The 26,394-nt window shown below is 39.2% G+C and carries 19 protein-coding genes, 1 tRNA gene and 1 riboswitch; of the genes, 15 read left to right on the forward strand and 5 right to left on the reverse strand.

Annotated elements, in window-relative coordinates; all coding sequences use genetic code 11:
- The first annotated feature begins 79 nt into the window (after nt 1–79).
- The 4 genes from HXT60_RS02540 (at nt 80) to HXT60_RS02555 (ending at nt 4,434) form a co-directional block, all read left to right on the forward strand.
- On the forward strand, nt 80–1,459 hold the full coding sequence (locus tag HXT60_RS02540) for an alpha/beta fold hydrolase (RefSeq protein WP_004111864.1): 1,380 nt from the start codon (nt 80–82) through the stop codon (nt 1,457–1,459).
- Nucleotides 1,460–1,615: 156 nt separating this feature from the next.
- On the forward strand, nt 1,616–2,419 hold the full coding sequence (gene proC, locus HXT60_RS02545) for a pyrroline-5-carboxylate reductase (protein ID WP_004115289.1): 804 nt from the start codon (nt 1,616–1,618) through the stop codon (nt 2,417–2,419).
- A 57-nt stretch (nt 2,420–2,476) separates the two neighbouring features.
- A complete protein-coding gene (gene ychF, locus HXT60_RS02550) occupies nt 2,477–3,565 on the forward strand; it encodes a redox-regulated ATPase YchF (protein ID WP_004111854.1) in 1,089 nt (362 codons plus the stop codon).
- Nucleotides 3,566–3,678: 113 nt separating this feature from the next.
- A complete protein-coding gene (locus HXT60_RS02555; RefSeq protein ID WP_075038632.1) occupies nt 3,679–4,434 on the forward strand; it encodes a L,D-transpeptidase in 756 nt (251 codons plus the stop codon).
- Nucleotides 4,435–4,514: 80 nt separating this feature from the next.
- Here the strand turns inward: HXT60_RS02555 and HXT60_RS02560 are convergent, their stop codons facing one another.
- The gene (locus HXT60_RS02560; RefSeq protein ID WP_421791329.1) at nt 4,515–5,576 is read right to left on the reverse strand and encodes a YeiH family protein; all 1,062 of its coding nucleotides are present in this window, start codon (nt 5,574–5,576) and stop codon (nt 4,515–4,517) included.
- 239 nt (nt 5,577–5,815) lie between these two features.
- Between HXT60_RS02560 and HXT60_RS02565 the strand changes: the two genes are divergently transcribed.
- The 3 genes from HXT60_RS02565 (at nt 5,816) to HXT60_RS02575 (ending at nt 11,519) form a co-directional block, all read left to right on the forward strand.
- Nucleotides 5,816–6,184, forward strand: coding sequence for a DUF488 domain-containing protein (locus tag HXT60_RS02565; protein ID WP_004138317.1), 369 nt, complete (start codon nt 5,816–5,818; stop codon nt 6,182–6,184).
- A gap of 345 nt (nt 6,185–6,529) precedes the next feature.
- The gene (locus HXT60_RS02570) at nt 6,530–7,819 is read left to right on the forward strand and encodes a uracil-xanthine permease family protein (protein WP_115757606.1); all 1,290 of its coding nucleotides are present in this window, start codon (nt 6,530–6,532) and stop codon (nt 7,817–7,819) included.
- A 142-nt stretch (nt 7,820–7,961) separates the two neighbouring features.
- Nucleotides 7,962–11,519, forward strand: coding sequence for a UPF0182 family protein (locus HXT60_RS02575; RefSeq protein ID WP_415680651.1), 3,558 nt, complete (start codon nt 7,962–7,964; stop codon nt 11,517–11,519).
- Nucleotides 11,520–11,627: 108 nt separating this feature from the next.
- Here the strand turns inward: HXT60_RS02575 and HXT60_RS02580 are convergent, their stop codons facing one another.
- Complete coding sequence (locus tag HXT60_RS02580) at nt 11,628–12,419, reverse strand: ABC transporter permease (protein ID WP_016635396.1); 792 nt, start codon at nt 12,417–12,419, stop codon at nt 11,628–11,630.
- Nucleotides 12,420–12,803: 384 nt separating this feature from the next.
- On the opposite strand from HXT60_RS02580, the gene HXT60_RS02585 reads away from it, so the two are divergent.
- The 3 genes from HXT60_RS02585 (at nt 12,804) to mfd (ending at nt 18,190) form a co-directional block, all read left to right on the forward strand.
- A complete protein-coding gene (locus tag HXT60_RS02585) occupies nt 12,804–13,844 on the forward strand; it encodes an ABC transporter substrate-binding protein (protein WP_317623562.1) in 1,041 nt (346 codons plus the stop codon).
- 127 nt (nt 13,845–13,971) lie between these two features.
- Complete coding sequence (gene pth / locus HXT60_RS02590; protein WP_016784905.1) at nt 13,972–14,571, forward strand: aminoacyl-tRNA hydrolase; 600 nt, start codon at nt 13,972–13,974, stop codon at nt 14,569–14,571.
- Entirely contained in the window at nt 14,561–18,190 is a 3,630-nt protein-coding gene (gene mfd / locus HXT60_RS02595; RefSeq protein WP_421791333.1) for a transcription-repair coupling factor, read from the forward strand. The genes pth and mfd overlap by 11 nt, the downstream gene beginning before the upstream one ends.
- Before the next feature lie 33 nt (nt 18,191–18,223).
- Here the strand turns inward: mfd and HXT60_RS02600 are convergent, their stop codons facing one another.
- The 3 genes from HXT60_RS02600 to HXT60_RS02610 all read right to left on the reverse strand — a co-directional run bounded on the left by HXT60_RS02600 (nt 18,224) and on the right by HXT60_RS02610 (nt 21,012).
- Nucleotides 18,224–18,964 (reverse strand): ABC transporter ATP-binding protein, encoded by a 741-nt coding sequence (locus HXT60_RS02600; RefSeq protein ID WP_020759520.1) that lies wholly within the window; start codon nt 18,962–18,964, stop codon nt 18,224–18,226.
- A gap of 58 nt (nt 18,965–19,022) precedes the next feature.
- Nucleotides 19,023–20,027 (reverse strand): ABC transporter substrate-binding protein, encoded by a 1,005-nt coding sequence (locus HXT60_RS02605; protein ID WP_004111826.1) that lies wholly within the window; start codon nt 20,025–20,027, stop codon nt 19,023–19,025.
- 187 nt (nt 20,028–20,214) lie between these two features.
- Complete coding sequence (locus tag HXT60_RS02610; RefSeq protein ID WP_004115260.1) at nt 20,215–21,012, reverse strand: ABC transporter permease; 798 nt, start codon at nt 21,010–21,012, stop codon at nt 20,215–20,217.
- Nucleotides 21,003–21,105, reverse strand: a riboswitch (TPP riboswitch). Its footprint overlaps the gene before it by 10 nt.
- Before the next feature lie 148 nt (nt 21,106–21,253).
- Between HXT60_RS02610 and eno the strand changes: the two genes are divergently transcribed.
- The 5 genes from eno to HXT60_RS02635 all read left to right on the forward strand — a co-directional run bounded on the left by eno (nt 21,254) and on the right by HXT60_RS02635 (nt 26,302).
- Nucleotides 21,254–22,549: a phosphopyruvate hydratase gene (eno, locus tag HXT60_RS02615; protein WP_004111823.1), complete on the forward strand. Its 1,296-nt coding sequence runs from the start codon at nt 21,254–21,256 to the stop codon at nt 22,547–22,549.
- Nucleotides 22,550–22,770: 221 nt separating this feature from the next.
- Complete coding sequence (locus HXT60_RS02620) at nt 22,771–23,685, forward strand: L-lactate dehydrogenase (protein WP_004111821.1); 915 nt, start codon at nt 22,771–22,773, stop codon at nt 23,683–23,685.
- Between the two features lie 182 nt (nt 23,686–23,867).
- On the forward strand, nt 23,868–24,488 hold the full coding sequence (locus HXT60_RS02625; RefSeq protein WP_004111819.1) for an FtsB family cell division protein: 621 nt from the start codon (nt 23,868–23,870) through the stop codon (nt 24,486–24,488).
- A gap of 60 nt (nt 24,489–24,548) precedes the next feature.
- Complete coding sequence (locus HXT60_RS02630) at nt 24,549–26,177, forward strand: DUF501 domain-containing protein (RefSeq protein ID WP_004138270.1); 1,629 nt, start codon at nt 24,549–24,551, stop codon at nt 26,175–26,177.
- Nucleotides 26,178–26,218: 41 nt separating this feature from the next.
- Nucleotides 26,219–26,302: transfer RNA gene (locus HXT60_RS02635), tRNA-Leu, on the forward strand.
- The last annotated feature ends 92 nt before the right edge of the window (nt 26,303–26,394 follow it).

Raw genomic sequence — 26,394 nt, forward strand, 5'->3', positions numbered from 1 at the left:
TATTTATATAAGAGTGTGTATTTTTGTATGTGATTTGTTATTGCAACGTTGCATGCGAGTGCAGAAAGGAATGTTTACAATGGCACTGCTAGCAAAGTATTACGTACCAGGATTGTATGTAGAAGAGCGCGCAATCGATGTTCCTTTAGACTGGGAGCAAAACACTCCAGGCGATTCTATTAAAGGGGAGACGATTCGCCTATTTTGCAGAGTTATTTGTGCTCCAGAACATGTGCATGACGATTTGCCTTTGCTAGTGTTTTTGCAAGGAGGCCCAGGGGGTCAGTGCCCTCGTCCGCTTTCGCCGTCTAGCGATGGTTGGATTCAAGAGGCAATTAAGCATTTTCGTGTTGTTCTTCCAGACCAGCGTGGCGTTGGGCGCTCTTCTAGAGTAGATGCTTCTACGATTAAGCGCATGGCAGACGACGGCGTGAGTGTAGAGAGGCAAGCATGGTATTTAAAGCGATTCTTAGCTGATTCTATTATTCGCGATTTTGAGCATTTGCGCTTAACTGAGTTTAATGCAAAGCCGTGGGTTTCTTTGGGTCAAAGTTATGGTGGATTCTTAACGCTTACGTATTTGTCTCTTTTCCCACAGGGCTTACTTGCAAGCTTTACAACGGGCGGTATTCCTCACATTCCAGCTAATGCTCTAGAAGTTTACGAGCACACGTTCCCGCGTATGGCTAGAAAAACTGAGCAATTCTACGAGCGTTATCCGCAGGATGTTGCGCGCGCTGCAGCTATTGCAGATAGGATTTCTCAAGGAGATGTTTTCTTGCCTAATGGCGAAAAGCTTACGGTTGAGCGCTTTCAGACTCTTGGTTCATCTTTTGGCATGAAGCCAAGTTTTGAAAGAGTTCATTGGCTTATTGACTCTGCATTTTCGGATGGAGATGGCTCTCTTAAGGCGTTTAAACATGGTGGTGGAACAGCAGATGGCTATTTAAGCGATGAGTTTCTTTATGGCGTTATGGATGCAACATCTTCTAGTCCGCTATATTGGCCACTACAAGAGTTCATTTATGCGGATGGTGAATTAGATCATCCAATTCGTTGGGCAGCTCAGCAAGTTCGAGAAACAATGCCAGAGTTTGCTGGCAGTGCGCGTCCGCTTTTGTTTACTGGCGAAGCTGTGTTTCCGTGGATGTTTGATCAGCAAAAAGCTTTGCAACCGTTCTTGCCAGCTGTTGATTGCATGATGAACGATATGCAATTTGGCAAGATTTACGACTTAGATCAACTCGCAAATAATGAAGTTCCTTTGCAAGCAGCGGTTTATTTCGATGACTTGTATGTTGATTCTGGTCTTCAGCTAGACACTTTGTCTCATATTTCTAACTCTCATTATTGGACTACTAACGAGTTTGAGCACGATGGTGTTCATGGCGACTTTGTGTTCCGTCATTTGCTAGAAGAGGCAAAGAATCGTGGAGATTTAGAGACTATATATAAGTGATATAAGTCGTAATATAAGTGATATAAGTCGTATAAGCAACTTTTGATTAAAGTACCTAACAAATGATTAGATATACAAGTTGTATGTACAAATGATTAGATGCTTAATAAAAAGTTAGTGTTTAGTTTATTGTTTACTTATTAGGGAGATTTGTTAATGAGTTCTAACTCAATTGGAACCGTTGGATTTATTGGCTTTGGAAACATGGCTCAAGCGATTGCGCAAGGCTTGATTCGCGCTAATGTTTTGCAAGGAAAAGATATGGTTGCATGCGCAGCCCACTTTGAAAAACTTGTTAATACTACGAGCAAATTTGGAGTAAAAGCGTTAAAAAGCGCGTGTGAAGTTTGTGATGCTAGTGATATTTTAATTCTGGCTGTAAAACCAAATCAGATTGAAGAAGTTCTGCATCCTATTGCAAAAACTATTGTGGATAGAAAAATAGCAATCATATCCGTTGCAGCAGGCTGGAGTCTTAAGCATTACCAGAATCTACTTGGCAAAGATGCTAACGTGCAATGCATTATTCCAAACACGCCAATCGCAGTTTGCCAAGGAGTTACTTTAGCAGAAGACGAAAATACGCTAACCGATAGTCAGCTAGAAGCTTTTAATGCGATTTTTAATCCGATTTCTTTAGTCGAGCGAGTAGATAGCGAGCACATAAATATTGCAATGTGTGTTTCTAGTTGTGCTCCGGCTTTTACTGCTATGTACATGGAAGCTTTAGCGGATGCTGGCGTAAAGTATGGTCTAAAGCGAGATTGCGCATATCGTTTGGCTGCAAAGATGATTGAGGGAGTCGGTGCTCTGTATATGGATACTCGCATTCATCCAGGCGTTATGAAAGACGCTGTATGTTCTCCTGGCGGCACTACGATTCGAGGTGTTTCAAAGCTAGAATCGTGTGGTTTTAGGGGAGATGTTATTAGCGCGGTTGATGCAATTCAACAAAAATAAAACAATACGAGTATAGTAGAGTCGTCAATTCCTCTAGCTGGTCTAAAGTAGGTAATTATGTCTTTAACAATTGGAATCGTAGGTTTACCTAACGTTGGTAAATCGACTATGTTTAATGCTCTAACAAGAAATAACGTTTTAGCAGAAAATTATCCGTTTGCAACAATCGAACCAAATACTGGTATTGTGCCTTTGCCAGACAAACGTTTGCCTGTTTTAGCGAAGCTTGTTAAAACCGAGAAAATAGTTCCAGCAACCGTTACATTTGTTGATATTGCAGGAATCGTTAAGGGTGCAAGCGAAGGCGAAGGCTTGGGCAACAAGTTTCTTGCTAATATTCGTGAAGCAGATGCCATTTGCGAAGTTGTTCGTGCATTTAACGATGATGACATTGTGCATGTTAATGGCAAGGTAGATCCAGCAGACGATATTGACACAATCAACACGGAGCTTATTCTTGCTGATTTGCAAACAATCGAGAATGCTTTGCCAAAGTTAGAAAAAGATTTACGTGGCAAAAAAGTTACTCAAGAATACGTAAATGCTGTAAATAAGGCTAAGGAAATTCTTGAATCTGGTAAGACGATTGATCAGGCTCATAATGAGAAGTTGATTAATAAAGACGACGTTTACGATTTGCATTTGCTTACTGCTAAGCCTTTTATTTACGTGTTTAACGTTGACGATTCGGAGCTTTCGGATGACTCTTTAAAGTCTAAGCTGGCGGCATCTGTAGCTCCAGCAAAGGCTATTTTCTTGAATGCGCAATTTGAGTCGGAGCTTACTGAGCTTGATGAAGAAGATGCTCGAGAAATGTTGGCTGATGCGGGCTTGCAAGAATCTGGATTGGATCAGCTTGCGCGCGTTGGCTTTGATATTCTAGGTCTTCAAACCTATTTGACGGCTGGCGTTAAAGAAGTTCACGCATGGCAAATTCATAAGGGTTGGACAGCTCCGCAAGCTGCAGGCGTTATACACACTGATTTTGAGCGTGGATTTATTAAAGCAGAAGTTGTTTCTTACGATGATTTTGTTGAGGCTCAAGGCTCAATGGCAAAAATCAAGGAAGAAGGAAAGCTTCGTCTTGAAGGACGCGATTATGTTATGCAAGACGGAGATATTGTTGAATTTAAGTTTAATGTGTGATTAGTTAAACAATTTGTCTAAACAATAATCATATTAATGTGTAACGGCGCTGCTTAGGTACTGTAGTATAGTATCAAAGTAGCGCCTTTTATCTTGTTTATTATGGAGATTTTATGAATATATTTTATTCTTTAAGAAGCGTTCTAAGGTCACTTATTGCGCGATTAGTGAAATATATTATTAGCTTAAAATCTCCAGAAAACCGCAAAATTTTCTATAAGCGCGTTTCTACTATTCTAGTTATTTTAATCTTTTTCAGCTTTGTCGGTTTTCAAGTATCTCATGTTATTGAAGAAGTAAATAGTCGAATCTCTAATAACACAAAATCTTATTATTCAAAACGCAAAAACAATAAGAGTAATAAAAACAATAAAAAATCTAAAACAAAGATAGATTATTCAAATAAGTCTTTAGATAATCCATTAATTAAATCTTCTGATTTATGGAAAATTCCTACAGGAGGTCAGTATCCGAATCTTTCTGGGGTTGATGCAAATCATTTACACGTAAAAGTAAATCTTAAAAAACAACGTGTTTATATTTATGCGAATAATAATCTTGTTTATACGATGATTGTTAGTGCTGGAATGGATGAATCAACTCCTAAAGGTGATTATAAAATTGGTGCGCGAGGTGACCATTTTTATAATGATAGAGAAAAGATGGGTGGCGACTACTGGGTTGGCTTTATAGGTTCCGAATATTTATTCCACTCTGTGCCAACCAGGTTTAATTTTGGTGATTATATTGTTCCAGAGGCTCAAAAGCTGGGTGTTCCTGCATCTCATGGATGTGTTCGATTAAGTGTGCCTGACTCTAAGTGGTTCTATTCGTATATTCCAGATGGAACTTCTGTACACATTGAATAACTAAAATATTTATTGATTATATATGCAAAGAGGATTCCCTTAAAGGGAATCCTCTTGTTTCTTTTATGATGTCTGTTCTATTAGAAGAACAAAATACTTGCACCACAAGCTAACACAACTAGCACTATAGAAGCCAAGAAGCTTGCCAAGAACGCTGCTTTTCCTTGCTTAAATATAACTCTAAAGTTTACGTTGATTCCAAGAGCAGCCATAGCCATTCCAAGGAAGACGTATCCTGCATCAACAAGTAGGGATGCGTAAGACGAAACAAAAGGCACATACGTACCAATAACGGATGCTGCAATAAATCCAAGCATAAACCATGGGAAGTTGATTTTGCGCTTTCCGTTATCTTCTACTTGGCTGTGACGAGCATTCCACCAAATTGCAATAAAGATTGATGTAGGAACAAGCATAAGAACTCGTGTAAGCTTCATGATTGTTGCAACGTCAATACTCCCAAAAGCTCCGCCTGCTGCAACAGCGTGTGCAATTTCGTGAAGGGACGCTCCAGCAGCAATTCCAAGCTGCTGCTTAGTCATTCCAAAATGAGGAAGAATAAAGATTTCTGCCAAAGCATAAATTGTGCCCATTATTGCAACTGTTGCAACAGCCATAACTTCGTTTTGTTCTTTTTCATCCTCTTCTTGTGGAGGTACAGGCATGGAGCCAGAAAGACCCATAACAGCTGCCGCTCCGCAAATGCTTGTTCCACCTGCTGTTAGCATTGCAAGCTGAGGACTTACTTTAAGAAGTTTTGCAATGCTATAAGTAACGCAAACCATAACAGCAACGAGTACAGCTGCGATTGGTAGGCACTTTAAACCTTGAGTAAATAGAACGTGCAAATTTAGCTTAAAGCCTAGCAAAATAATGCCTAGGCGAAGAAGCTTATTTGCAATTAGACCAGCAGAAGATTTAACTCCAGCTCTTCTAGAATCATTATTCAACTTGTATACGTGCAAAGGCAGCTGCAGAGCCATGCCAATAAGCAACGCAATAATAAGTGCTCCCAAAAGGCTTAAGCCTGGGAACTGCTTGAGCCAGCTACCAATTAAGGAAGCTAGAAGAGTCAACACCGCTATAAGAGCCATGTTGATGGTGCAGATTTTCTTTTTCCATGTATCAAAGAAATTAACCATTTAGCTAAGTATTCTCTCATAATCGGACAAAAGAGAACAAAAATTCAAAAAATTTAAACATTTATTTGCATTTTGGCTTGATTACAAGCAACACGCTAAAAATAAAAATCACATAATAAAACATATTCGATAAAAATCTATCGTAGTTTTGTATTAGTTCCATTCGGATTGTGATTAATTAAATCTTGTTGAAAAAAATCATAATTGTGTAATTATTATATGTAGTTAAAGAGGTAATCATGTGCAATATTAATATTCAAGTTAAACGCATTTATGAATCATCTGATGAACATGATGGCTTGCGAGTATTAGTAGATAGATTGTGGCCTAGAGGGATAAGTAAAGAAAAGGCAAATCTTGATTTGTGGTGTAAAGATATTGCTCCATCAAGTGATTTGCGAAAATGGTTTGGGCATAAGTCTGAGCGTTTCGAAGAATTTGCTAATCGTTATATTGAAGAGTTGGACGAGAATCAAGATTGTGTAAACCAAATCGTAGATATATGTAGAAAAAATAAAAAAGTAACGTTTTTATATGGCGCGAAAGATCTGCGCATAAATCATGCAATTGTGTTAAAAGATTACATTCAAAATGTTTTGCAAAATTAAGATTGTAGTAAGCAGATTTAATACGTAAGCAAAAGTTTATAAGTATAAACTTTTATTAGTATTAATTAGTTGTGTTTTATCTGTTTTCGACACACCGATTTTCCTTGATATTTCAATGAAAATCACATGTAAGTTTGTTATTTTTAAAATTGCCTCGACACTTTATGATTAGTACATTAGAATGTCCACTTGGCTAAGGGGCGGCGGTTGATGGCGACCTCTGCGGAAGCTGCCAAACCTGCGCTCGAGTAGTGCTTGTTTTTTTTTTTAAGCTGGCGCTTGTTTTGGTGGTTGTTTTTCAATCACAAACGTATATATAAACTTGTTTTATGCAAGGAGAAGACGATGAAATCGTTGTTTACATGGCAGCTTCATGGTGACGGAAAAACTTTGAAGCCAGGAGAAGTAGTAGAGCCAGATGAGCGTTTAACTTGGACTCGTACTGCTGGTATTGGCGCTCAGCATGTTATTGCTATGTTTGGCGCAACATTCTTAGTGCCAATTCTTACAGGCTTTGATCCGTCTACTACTTTAATGTTCACGGCTCTTTCCACGGCACTGTTCTTACTTATTAACGCAAATAAGCTTCCTAGTTATTTAGGAAGCTCTTTTGGTCTTATAGCACCTGTTATGGCTGTAACTGCAGCACATAAGGGCATTGCTGTAGCAAGCTTTGGCATTATGTGCACGGGTATTCTTCTTGCGCTAATCGGTGTGCTTGTGCATTTTGCAGGAGCAAAGTGGATTGACATTATTATGCCTCCTGTTGTTAACGGTGCAATTGTTGCAATCATTGGCTTTAACTTGGGACCGGCTGTTTGGGGTAACTTCCAAAAGGCTCCAGACACTGCTTTGGTAACTTTGGTTGCAGTTATGCTTATTGCAGTGATTTTCCGCGGTCTTCTTGGACGATTGAACATTTTGCTTGGTGTTCTTGTTGGCTACGCTTACGCATGCTTCCAGGGTCAAGTTGACTTTAGTAAGATTGAGCAAGCTTCTTGGATTGGCTTCCCTAAGTTCCACACTCCGCAAGTTGACTTCTCTGTTTTGCTTATGTTCTTGCCAGTTGTGCTGGTTCTTATTGCAGAAAACGTTGGTCACGTTAAGTCTGTAGCTCAGATGACTGGCCGTGACTACGATTCCAAGATTGGTACAGCTTTGTTTGCAGACGGCTTAGGCACTGCAATCGCTGGTTGCTTTGGTGGTTGCGGTACTACAACCTATGGCGAAAACATTGGCGTTATGGCTGCAACAAAAGTGTATTCTACTGCCGCTTATTGGTGCGCTGCATTCTTTGCATTCGTATTAAGCCTTTGCCCAAAGTTTGGTGCAATCGTAAACTCCATTCCAGCAGGCGTTTTGGGCGGTGTAACCACTTTGCTTTACGGCATGATTGGCATGATTGGCGTGCGCATTTGGGTAGAGAACAAAGTGAACTTCGATAAGCCAGTTAACATTATGATTGCTGCAATCGTTATGATTATTGGCATTGCAAACTTCCAATTTGCTATTTCTGGAATTCAGTTCAACGGTATTGCAATCGGCACTGTTGTTGTGTTGGTTGTTTACCACGTAATGAAGGCAATCGGAAAGCTTACTGGAACAATCGCTAAAGACGATCCAGATGTTGCTTAGCATAAATGCTTCAATATGATTTAATTTAATCAAATTAGGCGCGTTCGCTACTTTTGCGAGCGCGCTTTTTTGTAATTATTTTTGATTACACAACAAACACAACACGTAGATTGGGAATAGTTAGTATAGTATTATTAACCTTATGTTGAAAGTCATTATAGAAATACTCATTGGCGTTGCATGGGCTGCTTTTGGCGCTTATATGGCTAAAAAACCTAAAAACACTAAAGTGCATAAGCGTTCCGATTATTCAAGCGATGGAAAGAAAAAGAGCAATCAAAATAATGATTTTGCCGATACTTCTGCCGATACTTCTACGGATGATTCCAACGATCAAGATGTAGTTATAGAAAGCATTGATGAAGATAATAGCAATGCAAATGTTGTTACTAAAGATGAGTCTAAAGATGAGTCTAATAGTAAAAACAAAGATAAGACTTCTTCAAAGTTTGCGAAAAAAATAAAAGATTTGGCAGACTATTATAGTGACGATGATGACCTTGGTGACCTCTTTAGCGATATATTAGAAGCTAAGAAAAAACTAGAAAACGAAGGCGACTCGCCCAAAAATAGCGATACTAGCGAAGATAGTAAAGATAGTAAAAGCAATAAAAGCGATAATAAAAGCTCAAACAGTAAGGAGAATAATCGCTATATGAGAATAGATTTTGATGTAAATAAGTTTGTTGGAAAATCAAGAAAATGGCGTTGGGCTATTGTTGCAATCGTAGTAGCAATAGCTTTTATATGCTCAATTATTTTTGGTTTTTCTACTTTTATTACAGATTGCATGTGGTATGCGCAACTTGGATTTGAGAGCGTAATCTGGATTCAACTAGCCGCAAAAATCGGCGTTTGGGCTCTGTATGCTCTGCTTATGGCTGCGTTTGGGTATTTGTCTGCATATATTGCGATTAAAAAACGCCCTGGAAGCGAAGATGGCGTATATGTTAAAGAAAAAGGCAATATTTTAGACACTAAAAAGGGAATAAGCTCTAAGCTTGCAATGCATGTTGCAGGAGTTGTGTCTTTGATTGTAGGCGCTGTGTTTGGAATGCAATTCTACAATCATTGGGTGCAAATTTTGCTTATGTTTAATTACCAATCATTTGGTATTAAAGATCCGCAATTTGGATTTGATAACGGCTTCTACGTGTTTGCTTTGCCAGGCTTGCGTCTTTTTACAAGAGCGTTTATTGTTCTTCTTGCTGTTTCTTTGCTATTTAGCGTTATAACAAACGCTTTGATGGGAGCTGTAAGAATTACACTTCCTGTAGATGGAAAGGGCATTTTTAGCATAACTAAAAGCGCAAGGCGTCAAATTTCTGCATGGTTTATGCTAGTTGTTATTTTCTGGTCCGTTTTGCAAATATTAGATGTGTTTGCGATTGTAAATTTGGATGGTTCTAAGATTACTGGCGGATCTTACACAGATATGAATGCTGGTGTTCCTTCCAGCATTGCAATGGCTGTAATAACACTAATTGTTGGAATTGTTATAACAGCGTGGCTGCTAAAATCTCATGCTCTTAATGGGAATGTAAAAATTGGCACGCGTTTTGTTGTAGCTGTTAAAGCTTGGCGCACACCTGCTATAGCTGTTGCATCTTTAGTTGTATGCGCTATGGTGTTATCTTTTGCTTGGCCTGCTCTTTTGCAACGTTTTAAGGTAGCGCCGAATGCTCAAGAATTAGAAGCCACTTATATTCAGCGAAATATTGATGCAACTAAGTTTGCGTATGGCTTAAATAATGTTAAAAAAGAATCGTATAACGCTACTTCGGAAGGAAAGTCGGGAGCGCTTGCAAAAGAAGCAGAGTCTACTGCACAAATCAGGCTTTTAGACCCTCAAGTCACTTCTCCAACATTCCGCCAATTGCAGCAATCTAAGCAATACTATACTTTTGCAGATACTCTTTCTGTAGATAAGTACGACATTGATGGCGTGAGTCAAGACACGGTTATTGCTGCAAGAGAGCTTGATCTAGCTGGAAATGATAATCGAAATTGGGTTAATGACCACACTGTTTACACGCACGGATATGGCGTTGTGGCAGCTTACGGAAATAAGGTTACTGCAGACGGTCAGCCGCAATTTATGGAGTATGGAATTCCAACTCAAGGAAAGCTTACAAAGTTAAAGAAGTATGAGCCGCGTATCTACTTCTCGCCAAATGCTCCAAAGTATTCGATTGTTGGTTCTACAAAAGGCTCTGCTCCTTGGGAATTTGATTATCCAACTGGTTCAAATGGCGCTTTAACAACGTTTAAGGGGAATGGTGGACCAAGTGTAGGAAACTTCTTCTCTAAGTTGCTACACGCTATTCGTTTTGAGTCAGATCAAATCTTATTCTCGGATAGAGTTACTGCAAATTCTCAGATTTTGTATGATCGCGACCCTAAGACTCGCGTTTCTAAAGTCGCTCCGTACTTGACTTTAGATGGGCGCGTTTATCCAGCGGTTGTTGATGGACGAGTTAAGTGGATTGTTGACGGATACACAACGTCCGACTCCTATCCATATTCGCAAATGACTGATTTTGGGCAGGTGACTCAAGATTCTACAACAACAACATCTCGTTCAATTAAAGGCTTAACTAATCAGCGAGCAAACTATATTCGCAATTCAGTTAAAGCTACTGTTGATGCGTACGATGGTTCTGTTGACTTGTATGTGTGGGATAAAAAGGACCCTGTGATTAAAGCTTGGAGATCAATATTCCCAGGGCATTATCACGATATTTCTAAGATTTCTGGCGATTTGATGAGTCATATTAGATACCCAGAAAGCTTGTTCAAAGTACAAAGGCATTTGCTTGCAAAATATCATGTTGACAGCGCAAGCCAGTTCTTCTCGGGAGAAGACTTCTGGCAGACTCCAGTAGATCCTACAGAATCTCAAAGTCTTCAGCGAGAAGATATTTTGCAACCTCCATACTATTTGACTTTGCAAACTAGAGGAGCAAACAAGCCAGTATTTTCGCTTGTTTCTACATACATTCCTGCTGGAAGATCTACTCGAGAGATCCTAACTGGATTCTTGTCGGTAAATTCCGATGCTGGAAATGTTGCTGGAAAAGTAAGCGAAAATTATGGCCAACTAAGACTTCAAGAGTTACCTAAAGTTTCAAATGTTCCAGGACCTGGTCAAGCTCAAAACAACTTTAATGCTAATGCAAATGTTTCTAAAGAGTTGAATTTGCTTGAATCTGGATCAACTAAAGTTAAGCGTGGAAATTTGCTTACATTGCCACTTGGCGGTGGATTGGTTTACGTAGAGCCTGTTTACGTACAATCTAGCGGATCTACTAGCTACCCATTGCTTAAGAAAGTATTGGTTGCTTTTGGAGATCAAGTTGGATTTGCAGACACTTTGGATGAAGCATTAAACCAAGTATTTGGAGGAAACTCTGGCGCAAACGCTGGCGATGCTTCCAATAATTCTGGCGTAAACAATATTGCTTCTAATCCTAAGCAAAAAGATTCGACTAAGAATAGCGAAAATGGCAATAAAAATGCTAATGCTAAGGCAGGCGCTGATTTTAGTGCAAAAGCAAAAATGGCTCTTAAGCGAGCAGCTCAAGCGCTAAAGGATTCGGATGCTGCAATGAAATCTGGAGATTGGCAAGCGTATGGCAAAGCTCAAAAAGAGTTAAACGATGCGATTAACGATGCTATTAAAGAAGACTCTGGAAAGTAAAAGCAAAAGTCAAAGAAGCGCCTAAAGCAGCTTTAGATTAATAAAAATAATGCCGAGCATAGTTTAGATTATGTTCGGCATTATTTTATGTGTTGGCTTTATGCGTTTTTACATTTGATTATCTGGGTCTTCGTCGTCTTCTACAGGACCTAGCAATAATCGCTCGCTTATATTAACTACGCCCATCAATATTGCTGTAAACGCAATAATTACGAATGTTGCAGAAAAAATAAGCGGAGTGCGGAAAGAATTATATGCAGCTTGCAGCCAAATACCTAATCCTTGACGAGCGCCAAGATATTCTGCAGTAGTAGCTGCGCCAAAAACGTAGGCTGTGCTAATGCGAATTCCACCAAAAATTTGTCGAGCTGCAATCCTTAATTTTACGTGCCAAAGCGTCCAAACTCGTCCCGCTCCGCATGTTAGAGCTACATCGCTATAAAAACTTGGAACTGCATCAAGACCTCTAATTGTTTGAACAGCAATAGGGAACATGCTAAAAATAGCTACGATAACAATTTTTCCAGACATTTCGAAACCGAACCATATAAGAAATAGCGGGGCAATCGAAATAAGTGGTAACGTTTGTGCAGCACAAAGAAGGGGGAACAAAGCTGCGTGAACCAGCTTGCATACGTGAAAAAGTACGCCCAGTAAAATGCCGCACACAATGGCAAGACTAAAACCAACAATTGTCTCTTCAATAGTTGCAAGGGTTGCAGGCCATAATTGTGGCCACACTTCACAAGTTGCTTTAGCAATATCTGTAGGAGTTGGAATAGAATTTTCTGGAATTTTATAGAATTCGCAAGAAAGCTGCCAAAAAATTAGTAATGTAATAGTAGAAATTATTGTTGGCAGATAATTGTGCAGTAGTGTTTTCCAGCGCGCGCGCGTCATGGAATATCGTTCCTTTCAGTACACAAGCCATAATGCTTGTTGTAGCTGCTTGACTGCTGCCCCAATCAAACAACGTAAAATTTTACAAACTTTCTTGTATGAAAATATCACATAGCTAGTATGTAGTTCGCAAGCGTGTATTTTATGCGTATTTGTCTTTCGATTAGTGCATAATTTAGTCGTTTCGTGAGTCAATGCGTGGCAAACCAAAAGTTCTAATTTTGGGGGCATTGAACGGCGCGGGCTAGGCCCTTGATACCGTTTTCTGCCAAGTTCGTGTCACATTCCCAGAAAGCGGTTATTTATAAGAAAGCTAGGGAATTCATGATATGCGAATTATGGCGTAATGTGCGAGCTTTTTGTTTGAAATCTAATAAAAATATTATGCGTGCAATAGCAGTTTTTATAAGCTCATGCTGTATTCTGTCTTTGTGCGCGTGCGGATCAAACAATAGTAAGCAGAATAGTAAATCTGGTCTTCAAAACGTTTCGTTTATGCTTTCGTGGATACCTGATACTAATCATATTGGCATATACGTGGCAAAGCATATGGGATGGTTTAAGCAAGCTGGTTTACACGTGAATATTTTGGCTGTGTCTCAAACTGGTGCCGAGCATGCTGTTGACTCTGGTGCTGCGGATTTTGCTTTAAGCAATATTACTAGTCTTGCAGATTTCAGTACAAAAGGCACTAAATTGAAGGAAGTTTTGCAAGTTCAGCAAAAGCCTAGCGCAATTTGGTGCTCTCTTTATAAAAATACTAAAATTCATTCTCCTAAAGACTTTGATGGTAAAACTTTTGCAACCTTTGGATCTGCAGAAGGTGATGCTGTGATTCGTAGAATGATTCAGCACGATGGTGGCAAAGGTAAGTTCGATAAGGTTACTGTTGGTACTTCTACGTTCCGTACGCTTGAATCTGGAAAAGCTGATTTTGGTGGTTTTTATGGTACTTGGGAAGGTGTGCAGGCGGAAATGTATGGTCCAAAGTTGCGTTGCTTTAAGACAGCAGATTATGGAGTTCCTGGTCAGCCAGATACGATTGGTGTTATTACTAACGCAAACACAGTTAAGCGCAATCCGAAGCTTGTTCGCGCTTTTGTTAAAGCCGTTAAGCGCGGTTATGAATACGCTTACAATCATCCAGACGAAGCTGCGAACATTTTAGTAAAAGAAGCTCCTGAAGCTAATCTTGATGTGAAATTCGTTAAGCGAAGCATGAAGATGATTGTTGACGGGCAATATTGGGGTAATCGTGCAGACATAAAAAGCGGCAAGTTTGTGTTCGGCACAAATGATGTTAAGGGTGCTCAAGAATACTTCGACTTCCTAAGTAAGGAAGGTGCGTATACGGATTCTAAAGGCAAAGTAACATATAAAACTCCTCAAGCAAAAGAATTAACTACGGACGAATTTTTGAAGTAGTTTACGCAATGACTTGAGTCTTGCTAAAATAAAGTACAGTATATGAGGGCGTATCGGGTAGTTGTATAATCCAGCTTCAATCGATACGCCCGTTTTGTTGTTGAGTTTATAAGATTGGGCGTGAATTATGGCTTCGGATTTTTGGCTTATTGCTGGCCTTGGCAATCCTGGATCTAAGTACGAAGGTACTCGTCATAATATGGGATTTATGGTTGCGGATTTGCTTGCTGAGCGGTGGTCAATATCTTTTTCTGACCATAAAGGCTTGTCTAAACTTGGCAAGGGAGTTATGAATTTAGACGGTAAGTCCGCAAAGTTCTTCCTTGCTAAGCCGCTTACTTTTATGAACGATTCTGGAGCTGCAATATCTTCTATAAGTTCTTATTATCAAATTGAGACTGACCATATTGTGATTGTTCACGACGATATGGATTTGGATTTTGGGCGCATTAAAGTAAAAGCTGGAGGTTCTGCTGGAGGTCATAACGGTATTCGTTCTATAGATCGCTCTCTTGGAACTCCGCAATATGCGCGCGTAAGAATGGGTGTTGGGCATGCTCAGCGTGGTGCTCATGCTCACGATAATACTGTTAATTGGGTTTTGGGCGGATTTGCTGGTGCGCAAAAATCTGAACTTCCTAATTTTTTGGCAGATGGCGCAGATGCTGTAGAAAGTGTGATTTTCCGCGGGCTTGCAGCCACTCAGGAGCATTTTAATGGCAGATAAGTATGATTCTTTTGCTAACAAAATGCTAGATTCTAAAGATTTTAATATTTCTGATGCTTCTTTTGAAAGCATACTTAAAGATATTTGTAAGAAAAATGATTCGTTTAAGTCTTTAGCTTTGCTTGAAGAAGATTTTTCTAATCCTCTTAATGTGTATTGTCCAAGTGGAGCTAGATCTGCTGTAGCTGCTGCAATGGCTACTAGAAAGCCTGTTGTTTTAGTAGTTCCATCTGGTAGAGATGCTTTGGAATCACTTGAATCAATACGAGATTTTTATAATGGGAACCCTAAAGATATTGCTAATCTTGAAGCTTGGGAAACTCTTCCGCACGAGCGTCTTTCTCCTAGAGCAGATACTGTAGCAAGCAGAATGGCGGTTTTTAGGCGATTAAAGCATCCGCAAAGTGGGGAAGATAGCAAAAGCGGCAAAAGCAGCAAAAGTGGCATGTTTAGCCCAATTCACGTTCTTGTTATGCCAGTTCGATCCCTTATTCAGCCAGTTGTTAAGGGTCTTTGCAACGTAGAGCCGCTTGTTTTTGAATGTGGCAATGAGATTTCTATTGAGCTTGCTACAAAACGACTTGTTGAAAACTCGTATAATCGCGTGGAACTTGTTATGAATCGCGCTGAATTTGCTGTTCGAGGCGGAATTATAGACGTTTTTCCTCCAACAATGGATCATCCTGTGCGTATTGAGTTTTTTGGAGATGAGATTGACGCAATCAAACAATTCCACGCATCTGATCAGCGCACTTATGGGAAGAATATTAATAGTGTTTGGGCTACACCTTGTCGAGAATTGCAGCTTACAAAAGATATTCAAAAACGAGCGAAGTTTTTGATTGGTAAGATTCCAAATGCTCAAGATATGCTTGAATCAATCGCAAATGCAATACCTGTAGAGGGTATGGAGTCTTTGATTCCAGCATTAGTTGACAACATGGAACCAGTGGAAAATTTGCTTGATAAAAACGCAATAATTTTGGTTTCCGACTTAGAAAAATGCAAGCGCGCAGCTAACGATTTAGTTAAAACAGCAAGCGAGTTTTTGGCAGCAAGCTGGCATGTAGCTGCATCTGGTAGAGGAGCAGGTGCTCCAATCACATTCGATCAGGCGAGTTTTCTTGATTTTGATGAAACTTTAGCAAGCTTAGAAAATAAGAATCATCAGGTAATAAATTTAACGAGTTTTGGATCTGATAAGTCGCAAGCAACCGTAGGTCTTAAAGAATCTGACGAAAATAAAATTGTAAAAAATAGCCGTCTAGGATTGAGCATTAAATCTCCTCAAGAATTTAGAGGAGACAATGAAAAGATTTCTAGTGGAATATCTGGTCTTATAGCAAACGGATTTAAAGTTTACATAATTGCATCCGCATATGGAACCTTATCTAGACTAAGTCGCGCAATACAATCAACTGGAATTTTTGATTTTGTACCGATTCAATCGCAAATAGTGGACGGATTCATAGATGAACAAAGTAAAATCGCTATTCTTACAGAAAGAGATTTGACTGGAAAAACATCTTCTGCAAGCGCGCTTAAAACTCCTAGGAGAAGACGAAAATCAATAGACCTTCTAGATCTTAAACCAGGCGATTTTGTTGTTCACGATCAGCATGGAATCGGCAAATTTATAGGCATGAGGCAGCGAAATATAAAAACCTCAAGTGGAGAAGCTACTCGTGAATACTTGGAAATTGAATACGCGCCAAGTAAACGTAATGCGCCTGCCGACAAGCTTTTTATTCCAACCGATCAACTCGACTTGGTTAGCAAATATATTGGGGCTGAAATTCCAAAGTTAAACAAACTTGGAGGATCAGATTGGGCTGCTACAAAGGCAAAAGCTAGAAAGCATGTTCAAGAAGTTGCAGAGGATTTAATCAAATTATATTCAGCCAGAGCATCTACTAAAGGTTTTGCCTTCAGCTCTGACACTCCGTGGCAAAAAGAGCTGGAAGATGCATTTCCGTATCAAGAAACGCCGGATCAGCTTACTACTATTGACGAAGTTAAACAAGATATGCAGAAGCCAATTCCAATGGATAGGTTGATTTGCGGAGATGTTGGGTTTGGTAAAACGGAAATTGCTGTTCGAGCTGCATTTAAAGCTGTTCAAGACGGTAAACAAGTAGTTGTTCTAGCGCCAACCACTCTTTTGGTTCAGCAGCATTACGAGACTTTTACTAACCGTTTTTCTGGCTTCCCTGTAACAGTTGCCGCAATGAGCAGATTCCAGAGTGCAAAAGAAATAGACGCTACAATGCAAGGAATAGAATCAGGGCAAGTAGATGTTGTTGTTGGAACTCATAAACTTTTAAATCCAAATATAAAATTTAAAGATTTAGGATTAGTGATTATAGACGAAGAACAACGTTTTGGTGTTGAACATAAAGAAACTTTAAAAGCTCTACGAACAAATGTAGATGTGCTTAGCCTTTCTGCAACGCCTATTCCTAGAACGCTTGAAATGGCTGTTACGGGTATTCGTGAAATGTCTACGCTTGCTACGCCTCCAGAAGATCGTCTACCAGTCTTGACTTATGTTGGAGCATATGAAGATGCACAAGTTGCAGCCTGTGTTAAACGTGAATTATTGCGTGGAGGACAAGTATTTTACGTTCATAATCGCGTAGAAGATATTAGTAAAATTGCCTCTAATATTCAAAAACTTGTGCCAGATGCTCGAGTGGCGATTGCGCACGGAAAAATGGGTGAGAAGCAACTTGACACTATTATTCGTGATTTTTGGCATAGGGATATTGATGTTCTTGTTTGCACTACGATTATTGAAACAGGATTAGATATTTCTAATGCAAATACGCTTATTGTAGATCACGCTGACAGATTCGGTTTAAGTCAGCTTCATCAATTACGAGGGCGAGTTGGAAGAGGTCGTGAGCGCGCATACGCATACTTTTTGTACGATCCTACTAAGCCTATGACTCAGCAGGCTCACGACAGGCTTGCAACAATCGCTCAATATACTGCTCTTGGCTCTGGTTTTGATGTTGCTATGAAGGATTTGGAATTGCGCGGAACTGGCAATTTGCTTGGAGATGCTCAGAGTGGGCATATTGAAGGAGTCGGATTCGATTTATATGTTCGGATGGTCTCTGAAGCTGTTGAAAAATATAAGGAACCAGATCATAAAGAGTCCATATCTGTTTCTATTGATTTGCCAATAGAAGCCTCAATTCCAGTATCTTATATTGATTCAGATAAATTACGTTTGGAAGCTTATAGGAAGCTTGCTGAGGCTCAGAATGATGAAGACTTAAAAGAGATTTTCAATGAGTTAAGCGATAGATATGGAAATCCTCCTAAATCCTTACAAACATTATTTGATGTTGCAAGATTACGTTTTAAAGCTAAACAAATGGGTATTAATCAAATAAGCATGCAAGGTAAAACTGTGCGCGTTATTGGCGTAGATCCAGCTCAATCTGTTTGGATGCGTTTGAGTAGGATCTACAGGGGAGCACAGTTTAAGCCTGTAACCCACACAATGATTTTTCCATCTCCTTTTGCGTCTGTTTTAGGGGATTCATCGTCTATGAGTGAAAAAGAGATAGTCGAATGGACTAAGCAACTTTTAGAAGACATTGATTGGTAAAAATTAATAGGTGAATTTTAAATAGTGGACATGTCACTTTAAGGCAAGTCTTAAATCATCTTCAATAGAAACATGATTTGTAGGTCTTCCTTGCGAATCAACATTGCTTCTATCGATATTCCATTGCCTTGATATTACGCCATTTTGAAGCATTAGAATACGATCTGATAATCTTACGGCTTCCGCAATATCGTGAGTAACCATGATTGTGCTCCAGCCGTTTTGTGTTCTTAGCTTAGCTAGAAGATCTTGCATGTCTAGTCTTGTTAAAGCATCTAATGCGCCGAAAGGTTCGTCTAAAAGCAATAGCTCTGGGTTTCTTACTAATGCTCTAGCTAAAGAGACGCGTTGAGCTTGACCGCCAGAAAGTTGAGAAGGCCATTTATTGGCGTATTCTTCTAATTGCATTTTGCTAAGAGCATTATTTGCAAGTTTTTTAAGATTGTTTTTACTGTCTGAAAGACCAAAAACAACGTTTTCACCAATTTTTAACCATGGGATTAATCTTGCATCTTGGAATCCTATAGCCTGCATGTCTGTAACGTTTATACTGCCGCTTGTAGGTTTTAGTAAACCAGATATTACTTTAAGAAGCGTTGTTTTTCCGCAACCTGATCTGCCAATAAGTGAGACAAACTCGCCTTGCTTAATGTTTAAATTAATATCTTTCAAAACCTTATAAGTGTCGTCAAATGCTACTTCAATATGCGTTAAAGAAACACAGTAGGAATTGTTGACATTATTAGCATTATTTTCATTGTTTTGAATGTTCATATTAACTCCTACTGTGTTTTGATTTTGAAAATTATTTAGCGTATTTTAAAGGTTTAGGTTACTTGCTGCAATCCATTACGGAATCATCCAAGTTTGTTGGAGCTTGCTTAATTAAACCATATTTTACGTATTCTTTTGCCTGAACCTTCATCATTTCTAAGCCTTTCTTATCGATTGGCTTAATTGTTGGATTATCGAATTTTTCAATCTGCTTAATGATTGTATCGCTTGCTCCAAGTTGCTTATAAGCATTCCCAATAACATTCTTTTCTTTATGCGACTTATTAGCTTCGCGAACAAGGGCGTTATACATTTTTTTAACGAGCTCAGGATGCTTCTTAGCAAATTTTCTAGAAACAATGTGAATGGTAACATTCATGTTGCCATACTTTTTAGCGTTAACAAGTAATTTTGACCCAGGAGTTGTCATCGCTGCAGCAAGATTCTGATCGAATGAGGAAATTGCATCAATCTGTCCAGATGTAAATGCTGCTTGGAAGTTCTTAGGGCTCATCTCTACTTTATGCACTTTAGAAACGTCTAATCCGCTTTTATCGAATGCGCGGTGAAGCATGTAATCGCCAGTATCACCGTTGTGAATAATAGCAACTTTCTTTCCATATAAGTCTTTTAGTGTTTTTGCGCCGCTTTTTGCGGATGCAACGATTCCTTGAGAATCACCATTGTAATATTCGAGCGCAAATGCAACCCAAGGTTGACCTTCTGCAATCAAATCAATAAATCGTCCAGTTCCAGTAGTTGTTGCATCAGCGCTTCCGCTCATAACTGCGGTAAGACCATCAACTGGAGTGTATGGTCCAGTATAGGTGACTTTTGCTTTTCCAAATTCTTCCTGAAGGAATTTTTCATTTTTTAACGTTGTTAAATAGTTTGCTGTAGAAAGATAAGCAACCCTCATTATTCCCGTATCTTTGCTAGAAGATTGGGAGTTATTTGCAGGTTTTTGAGCTCCGCCGCAAGATGCAAGAGCGATAGTTGCGCAAAAAGCGCATATTGCTGCAATAGAGCGTTTGCTAGCAATTTGTATTTTGAAATTAGCCATGATTTGGCTCCTTTACCTTTATTTTGTGTTTTTCTTATTTGGTTTATTTGGTTGTTGATTAAATTTTGTTGATTAAATTTTTATAAAAATTGACTTATTTTTAAAAGTATCGTTAAAAGTATCTCTAAAATTCACAGAGGATTTTATAAATTCTTTATTTACGTGAATTTCTAAAATCAACTCTTTGTTAAGATTCTCTATTTACTCTGCGTTCTGGCATAAGCCAATATTCGAATATGTTTGCAGTAACTTCTGATCCAAGTCCTGCAATCGCATATAAAATAATGCATGCCATCATTTGATCTGGTCTAAAGAATTGTTGAGCTCTAGAAAGAATATATCCGATTCCTATTGAAGAATTAACTGTTTCACAAGTAACTAAAGCAACCCATGCTACGGAAATTGAAAATCGCAATCCTGTCATAAAATTAGCTAGTGTTCCTCGCATAAAAATTGTTGTAAAAACAGTCGATTTTTTAACGTTATAAGCCTTTGCAAGTTCTATTAGTTTAGGGTCAATGTTCCTTACTCCATCTCGAATATTGACATACATTGGTCCAAAAACACCAAGCGCTATAAGCATTATTTTCATCATTTCGTCCACACCGAGAAAAATGATCAATAAAGGTGCTAATGCTGGGAATGGGATGGATCTGAGCATATGACTTGGTTTATTTATTACTGATTCTCCTATTTTGCTTCCGCCAGAAATGATTCCAGATGGCAAAGCAAAAGCAATTCCTAAAAGAAGACCAGCTACAACTCTAAATATGCTTATTGCAAGAGACGGTAGTAATATTCCTTCGTTGTTTAAGTCAACAAATGCTTTTATTACCTCGCTTGGAGATGGCAAAGCGCGATTTTCGGCAGGAGTTAAGGTTGTTAAAAACCATAAAAAAAGAATCGCTATAGTAGAAAGCCAAGCTTTTAAAGAAATAAAAGCTTTATGATGCAGTTTTGCAATCGCGCTAAAAAGGTTATTCATAACGACATTCCCTTCGATAGTTTTAGCTATATCAGGTTCGACGGGTATAATCTCAGCAATTACAATTAAATAATTGCACCCCGTGTCAGTTTGTTATTATCGTATAAAGGCATGGACAAATCGCGAAACGCTTAGATTATATAGGCTTGTATCTTTAACGACTTACGCTACGAAATAACGTCCATAAAACGCATTAATCTTGAATATGTTACACAACCAACAAAATGAATAAGGAGTAGTTGTGGCAGCTATTGAAAGCGTATATGCACGCGAAATTTTGGATTCTCGTGGAAATCCTACCGTTCAGGTTTATTTGGAGACCGAAGATGGCGCTCAGGGTATTGGCTTAGTGCCTTCTGGTGCTTCGACTGGTGAGGCTGAGGCTTGGGAGCGTCGTGATGGCGACAAGTCCCGTTATCAGGGCAAGGGTACTTTGGAAGCAGTTAAGGCTGTTAATGAAGTAATTGCTCCAAAGGTTATTGGCATGGATGCCTCTGACCAGCGTGCTCTTGATGAAACCATGATTGAGCTTGATGGCACTCCAAACAAGGGTAAGCTTGGCGCAAATGCTATTCTTGGCGTTTCTCTTGCTGCTCTTTATGCAGCTGCTGAATCTGCAGAGCTTCCATTGTATCGTTACATCGGCGGAACTAACGGACATATTCTTCCAGTTCCAAACATGAACATTATGAACGGTGGCGCTCACGCTGATTTTGCAACTGATATTCAGGAATACATGATTTCTCCATACGGTTTCGCAACTTACAGCGATGCTTTGCGCGCTGGTGTTGAGGTTTATCACACCTTAAAGAACGTTTTGAAGAAGGAAGGCTTGGCTACTGGTCTTGGTGACGAAGGTGGCTTCGCTCCAAAGATGAAGTCCAACGAAGATTCCTTGAAGTACATCATGGATGCAATCGAAGCTGCAGGTTACGAGCCAGGCAAGCAGATTGGTATTTCCCTCGATGTTGCTTCTTCTGAGTTCTACAACAAGGAAACTGGCAAGTATCGTTTCGACGGCGAAGAGCGCGAATCTGCTTACATGCTTGATTACTACGAGAAGCTCATCAACGAGTATCCAATCGTTTCCATCGAAGATCCATTCCAGGAAGAAGGCTGGGATGATTGGGCAGCAATCACCAAGCGTCTTGGTGATCGTTTGCAGTTCGTTGGCGATGACTTGCTCGTCACCAATCCAAAGCGTTTGGCTAAGGGTATTGAGCTTGGAGCAGCTAATTCCTTGCTCGTAAAGTTGAACCAGATTGGTTCCGTTACCGAAACCCTCGACGCTATTGAGCTTGCAACCAAGAATGGCTTTACTTCTATGGTTTCCCACCGCTCTGGTGAAACCCCAGATACAACCATTTCTGATCTTGCTGTTGCTAAGAACACTGGTCAGATTAAGACTGGTGCTCCTGCTCGTGGTGAGCGTATCGCTAAGTATAACCGCTTGCTTGAGATTGAGGAAGAGCTTGGCTCTACCGCTCAGTATGCTGGTTACAGCGCATTCAAGGCTTGCAAGAAGTATATGAAGTAATATACTAGGGCTTTTATAAGTTCTTCATAAGACTTGTTTAAGCTTTTTAAGCTTTGAGCTGAAGTTTATTTTCGGTCAGCCGCAATAAAATGTGGCTGACCGTTTTTGTATATTTTCAATGATTTCTTAAAATTTTAAAAAAATTTTTCTAAAATTACTTTCATTATCTCCAAAATAGTGCTATTTTTATGAAAAACTAAAAACAGAAGGAGATGTTTCATATGAGAAAAGTCGCTGTTATAGGCATGGGTAATGTTGGTGCTGCAGTAGCCCATCAGCTCATTATTGGTGGTCACGTTGACGATTTGTATCTTTATGATTCAAATGAAGCAAAAGTTAAGGCTGATGCTCTTGATTTTGAAGATTCAATGGATAATGTGCCTTTTAACGTTAATATTACAGTAAATGATTATGAAGCATTAAAAGACGTAGAAGTAATCGTAAGCGCATTGGGTCATATAAAACTTTTGGATGTTCCTCATCCAGATCGTTTTGCGGAGCTTAAGTATAACCGTAAAGAGGTTGCAGAAGTTGGTGCAAAAATTAAAGCTTCTGGATTCCATGGCGTTTTGATAGATATCACTAATCCTTGTGATGCTATTTGCCAGCTCTACAAGGAAGCTACTGGACTTCCATACGAAAGAGTTATTGGTACTGGCACTCTTCTTGATTCTGCCCGTTTGCATCGTGCTGTAGGAAAGTTCTTCGGAGTTCATCCTAAGGCAGTTAAGGGTTATAGTTTAGGCGAGCACGGCGATTCACAGTTCGTTGCATGGTCTACGGTAAAAGTGTTAGAGCAGCCAATTACTGATCTTGCTGAGGAAAAGAACATTGACTTGGATGCTGTTGATGATGAAACTCGCGAAGGCGGTTTCACTGTGTTCTATGGAAAGAAATATACCAACTACGGTATTGCTGCAGCAGCTGTTCGTTTAGTGAATGCTGTAATGACGGATTCTAGAGAACAGATGCCTGTATCCAATTATCGTGAAGAATATCATTCTTATCTTTCTTATCCAGCGATTGTTGGTCGAGATGGCATTATTGAGCAGTGCAAGCTTGATTTGACTGAAGAAGAGTTGCAAAAGTTGCAGCATTCTGCAGATACAATTTTGAGCAAGGCTCAAATGGAATAGTTGGAAATCTAAGTTTTAAAGAATTTTGAGTATGATTTTGTGACCAGCTCCTATGTGGATAGCTGGTCACAATTTTTGTATTTTAGCGTGTATGTTATTCATATTGTGTAATAATGATTTTTTAGACTAAAAGTAAATATAAGGTGTATTTACACGTCGAATATTTAAAGTAACTTAGAAGTATGGTTTTGAGAAATCGCCGCACGGCAACAAGTACAGTTGATGAATCAAATCAGCCAAAGAAAAAAAGGCTGTTTTCTGGTTCGTTCGTATTTGTTTTTATGATAGTAGTGGCGTTTCTTTGTTCTATAGAATTTGTTTCAACAATTCGAAATTATGCGTTAAGCTTGGCTGAATTACACGCTTTGCAAAGAGATGAGGCTGCTCTAAAAGACAAAAAACAGGAGTTGGATAATAATATTGATCGCTGGAAAGATAAAGCGTATGTTACTGCACAAGCTAGGGATAGGCTAGGATTCATATTCCCTGGAGAGCAGGCTGTTAGAGTTGAACACCCAGAAGCTGTTACAGGAGTTGTGCCAGAATCATTTAATAAAGATGAATCACAGTATGAGGAAAGAAAAGCTCTTCCTTGGTATAGTGATTTGTTCTATTCACTTCATAAAGCAGATAAGCCAGATGATATGAGTATGAAATCTCAAGACGATGACGTTAACGATTCTAATAAGGATAAGACTTCTAAGCATAATAAAATGGATAAAAGTCGCCAGCAAAATAAATATCAGAAAAATAAATCGTCAAAATCTACAGATAAGAAACAGAGTAATACAAGTAGACAGTAGTAAGAAAATATTAAAGTACTTTATTTTAAAATCATGCAAATGCATAGGGGAGTTAAAAACATGGATTTGAATATACAATCCTTAGTGGATAGTTTGTTGGAAAACCCTGCAAGTGATGCAGATAAAGACATTGTTAAACGTCAATTGGGAAGATTCCCTAGGGGCATGGTTGCAGTTGGAGCTAGATGCGCTTGTGGACGTCCTCTTGCTGTTATTACAAGACCATGCTTAGAAGATGGAACTCCTTTTCCAACTACTTGCTACTTAACAAGTCCAGAAGCGGTTAAAGCAGCTTCGCATCTTGAAGCACAAGGTTTTATGAAGGAATGCAACAATTTATTGAATAATGACAATGATGTTGCTAAAAAATATGAGCAGGCACATAAATACTATTTAGAGTTTCGTCACGAATTAGCTATTCGATTAGAAGATAGTGAAGAGCATATTAAAGATATGAGTGCTGGGGGTATGCCTGTTCGTGTTAAGTGTTTGCATGCCTTGCTTGCGCAAAGTCTTGTAATGGGCAAAGGTGTGAATCCTATTGGCGATATGGTGTTAAGCAAGGTAAAAAATGAATTTGACCCTAATGTTTGTAAGTGCACTACTCCTTGGAGTGATGATGCTGATGAAATTGAGACTGAGAAATTATTAAATACAAAATCTTTTAGCACCAATACAATCATTGGAACTAATAAATCGGTTTGCGTAGCTGCAATTGACTGTGGAACGAATTCGATTAGATTAAAAATTGCAAAAGTTAATGCTAATGGTATGCGCGATGTTGTTCCTAGAATGCTTAGAGTTGTAAGGCTTGGTCAGGGAATCGACGAAACGCATATGTTTGCTGAAGATGCTTTGCAGAGAGTTAAATCTGCTGCCAAAGAATTTGCAAAAGTGCTTAGCGAACACAAAATAGATGCTATTCGTTTTGTAGCAACATCTGCAACTAGGGATGCGCTAAATAGAGACATTTTTGAACAGATGATGTTTGATGAGCTTGGCGTACGCCCTGAAGTTATTAGCGGAACAGAAGAAGCTGCTTTGAGCTTTTTGGGAGCAACAAGTGTTGTTTCTAGAAAAGATTTGCAAGCCCCTTATGTTGTTGTAGATTTAGGTGGTGGGTCTACTGAGATTGTTCTTGGTGGAGACGGCGTGAATATTGCGGAAGATAAAGTGGATTCCGCGTATTCAATGAATATTGGTTCCGTTAGAATGACTGAGAGACACTTGCATACAGACCCTCCAACAGAAGAAGAAATTTCTTGTGCTATAAAAGATATTGACAAAAATATAGACGAAGCTTTTAAGCATGTTAACGCTGGTAAAGCTCGCACGATTATTGGTGTTTCTGGCACTGTTACAACTATGGCAGCCCTTGCTATTGGATTAAAGCATTATGACCATAAGGCTGTTGATGGAGTAAAAATCGCGTTGGATCAGGCGTATACAGTTAATGACAGGTTCTTGCATATGACAAGAGAACGTAGACGTACTTATGCCACTATTCATCCTGGAAGAATTGATGTTGTTGGTGGAGGTGCAGTTGTGTTGAGTCGTGTACTTGAACGACTTGCAAAAGCGGCGTATGAAGACCATGGTGGAGTTCTAGATACTTTTGTTGCTAGTGAGCATGGTTTACTAGATGGAATCACGTTAGATTTGGGTCGTAGAATTCTCGCCACACGCTGAGTTGTTTTTAATTGTATTATATGGCATAATAATTGTCTGTTGCCTCCGTGGCGGAATTGGCATACGCATCAGACTTAAAATCTGACGCCCTTACGGGCTTGTGGGTTCGAGTCCCACCAGAGGCACAAATGTTACGCTGCGAGTTTATTTTTTACGTATTTAATGTTAATTTTTTGTTGCAATTCGTAAGATTTTTGGTTTAATTAGTCTTTTTTCT

Source organism: Gardnerella sp. KA01002 (genome assembly GCF_049244015.1).
GTDB classification, from domain to species: Bacteria; Actinomycetota; Actinomycetes; order Actinomycetales; family Bifidobacteriaceae; genus Bifidobacterium; species Bifidobacterium vaginale.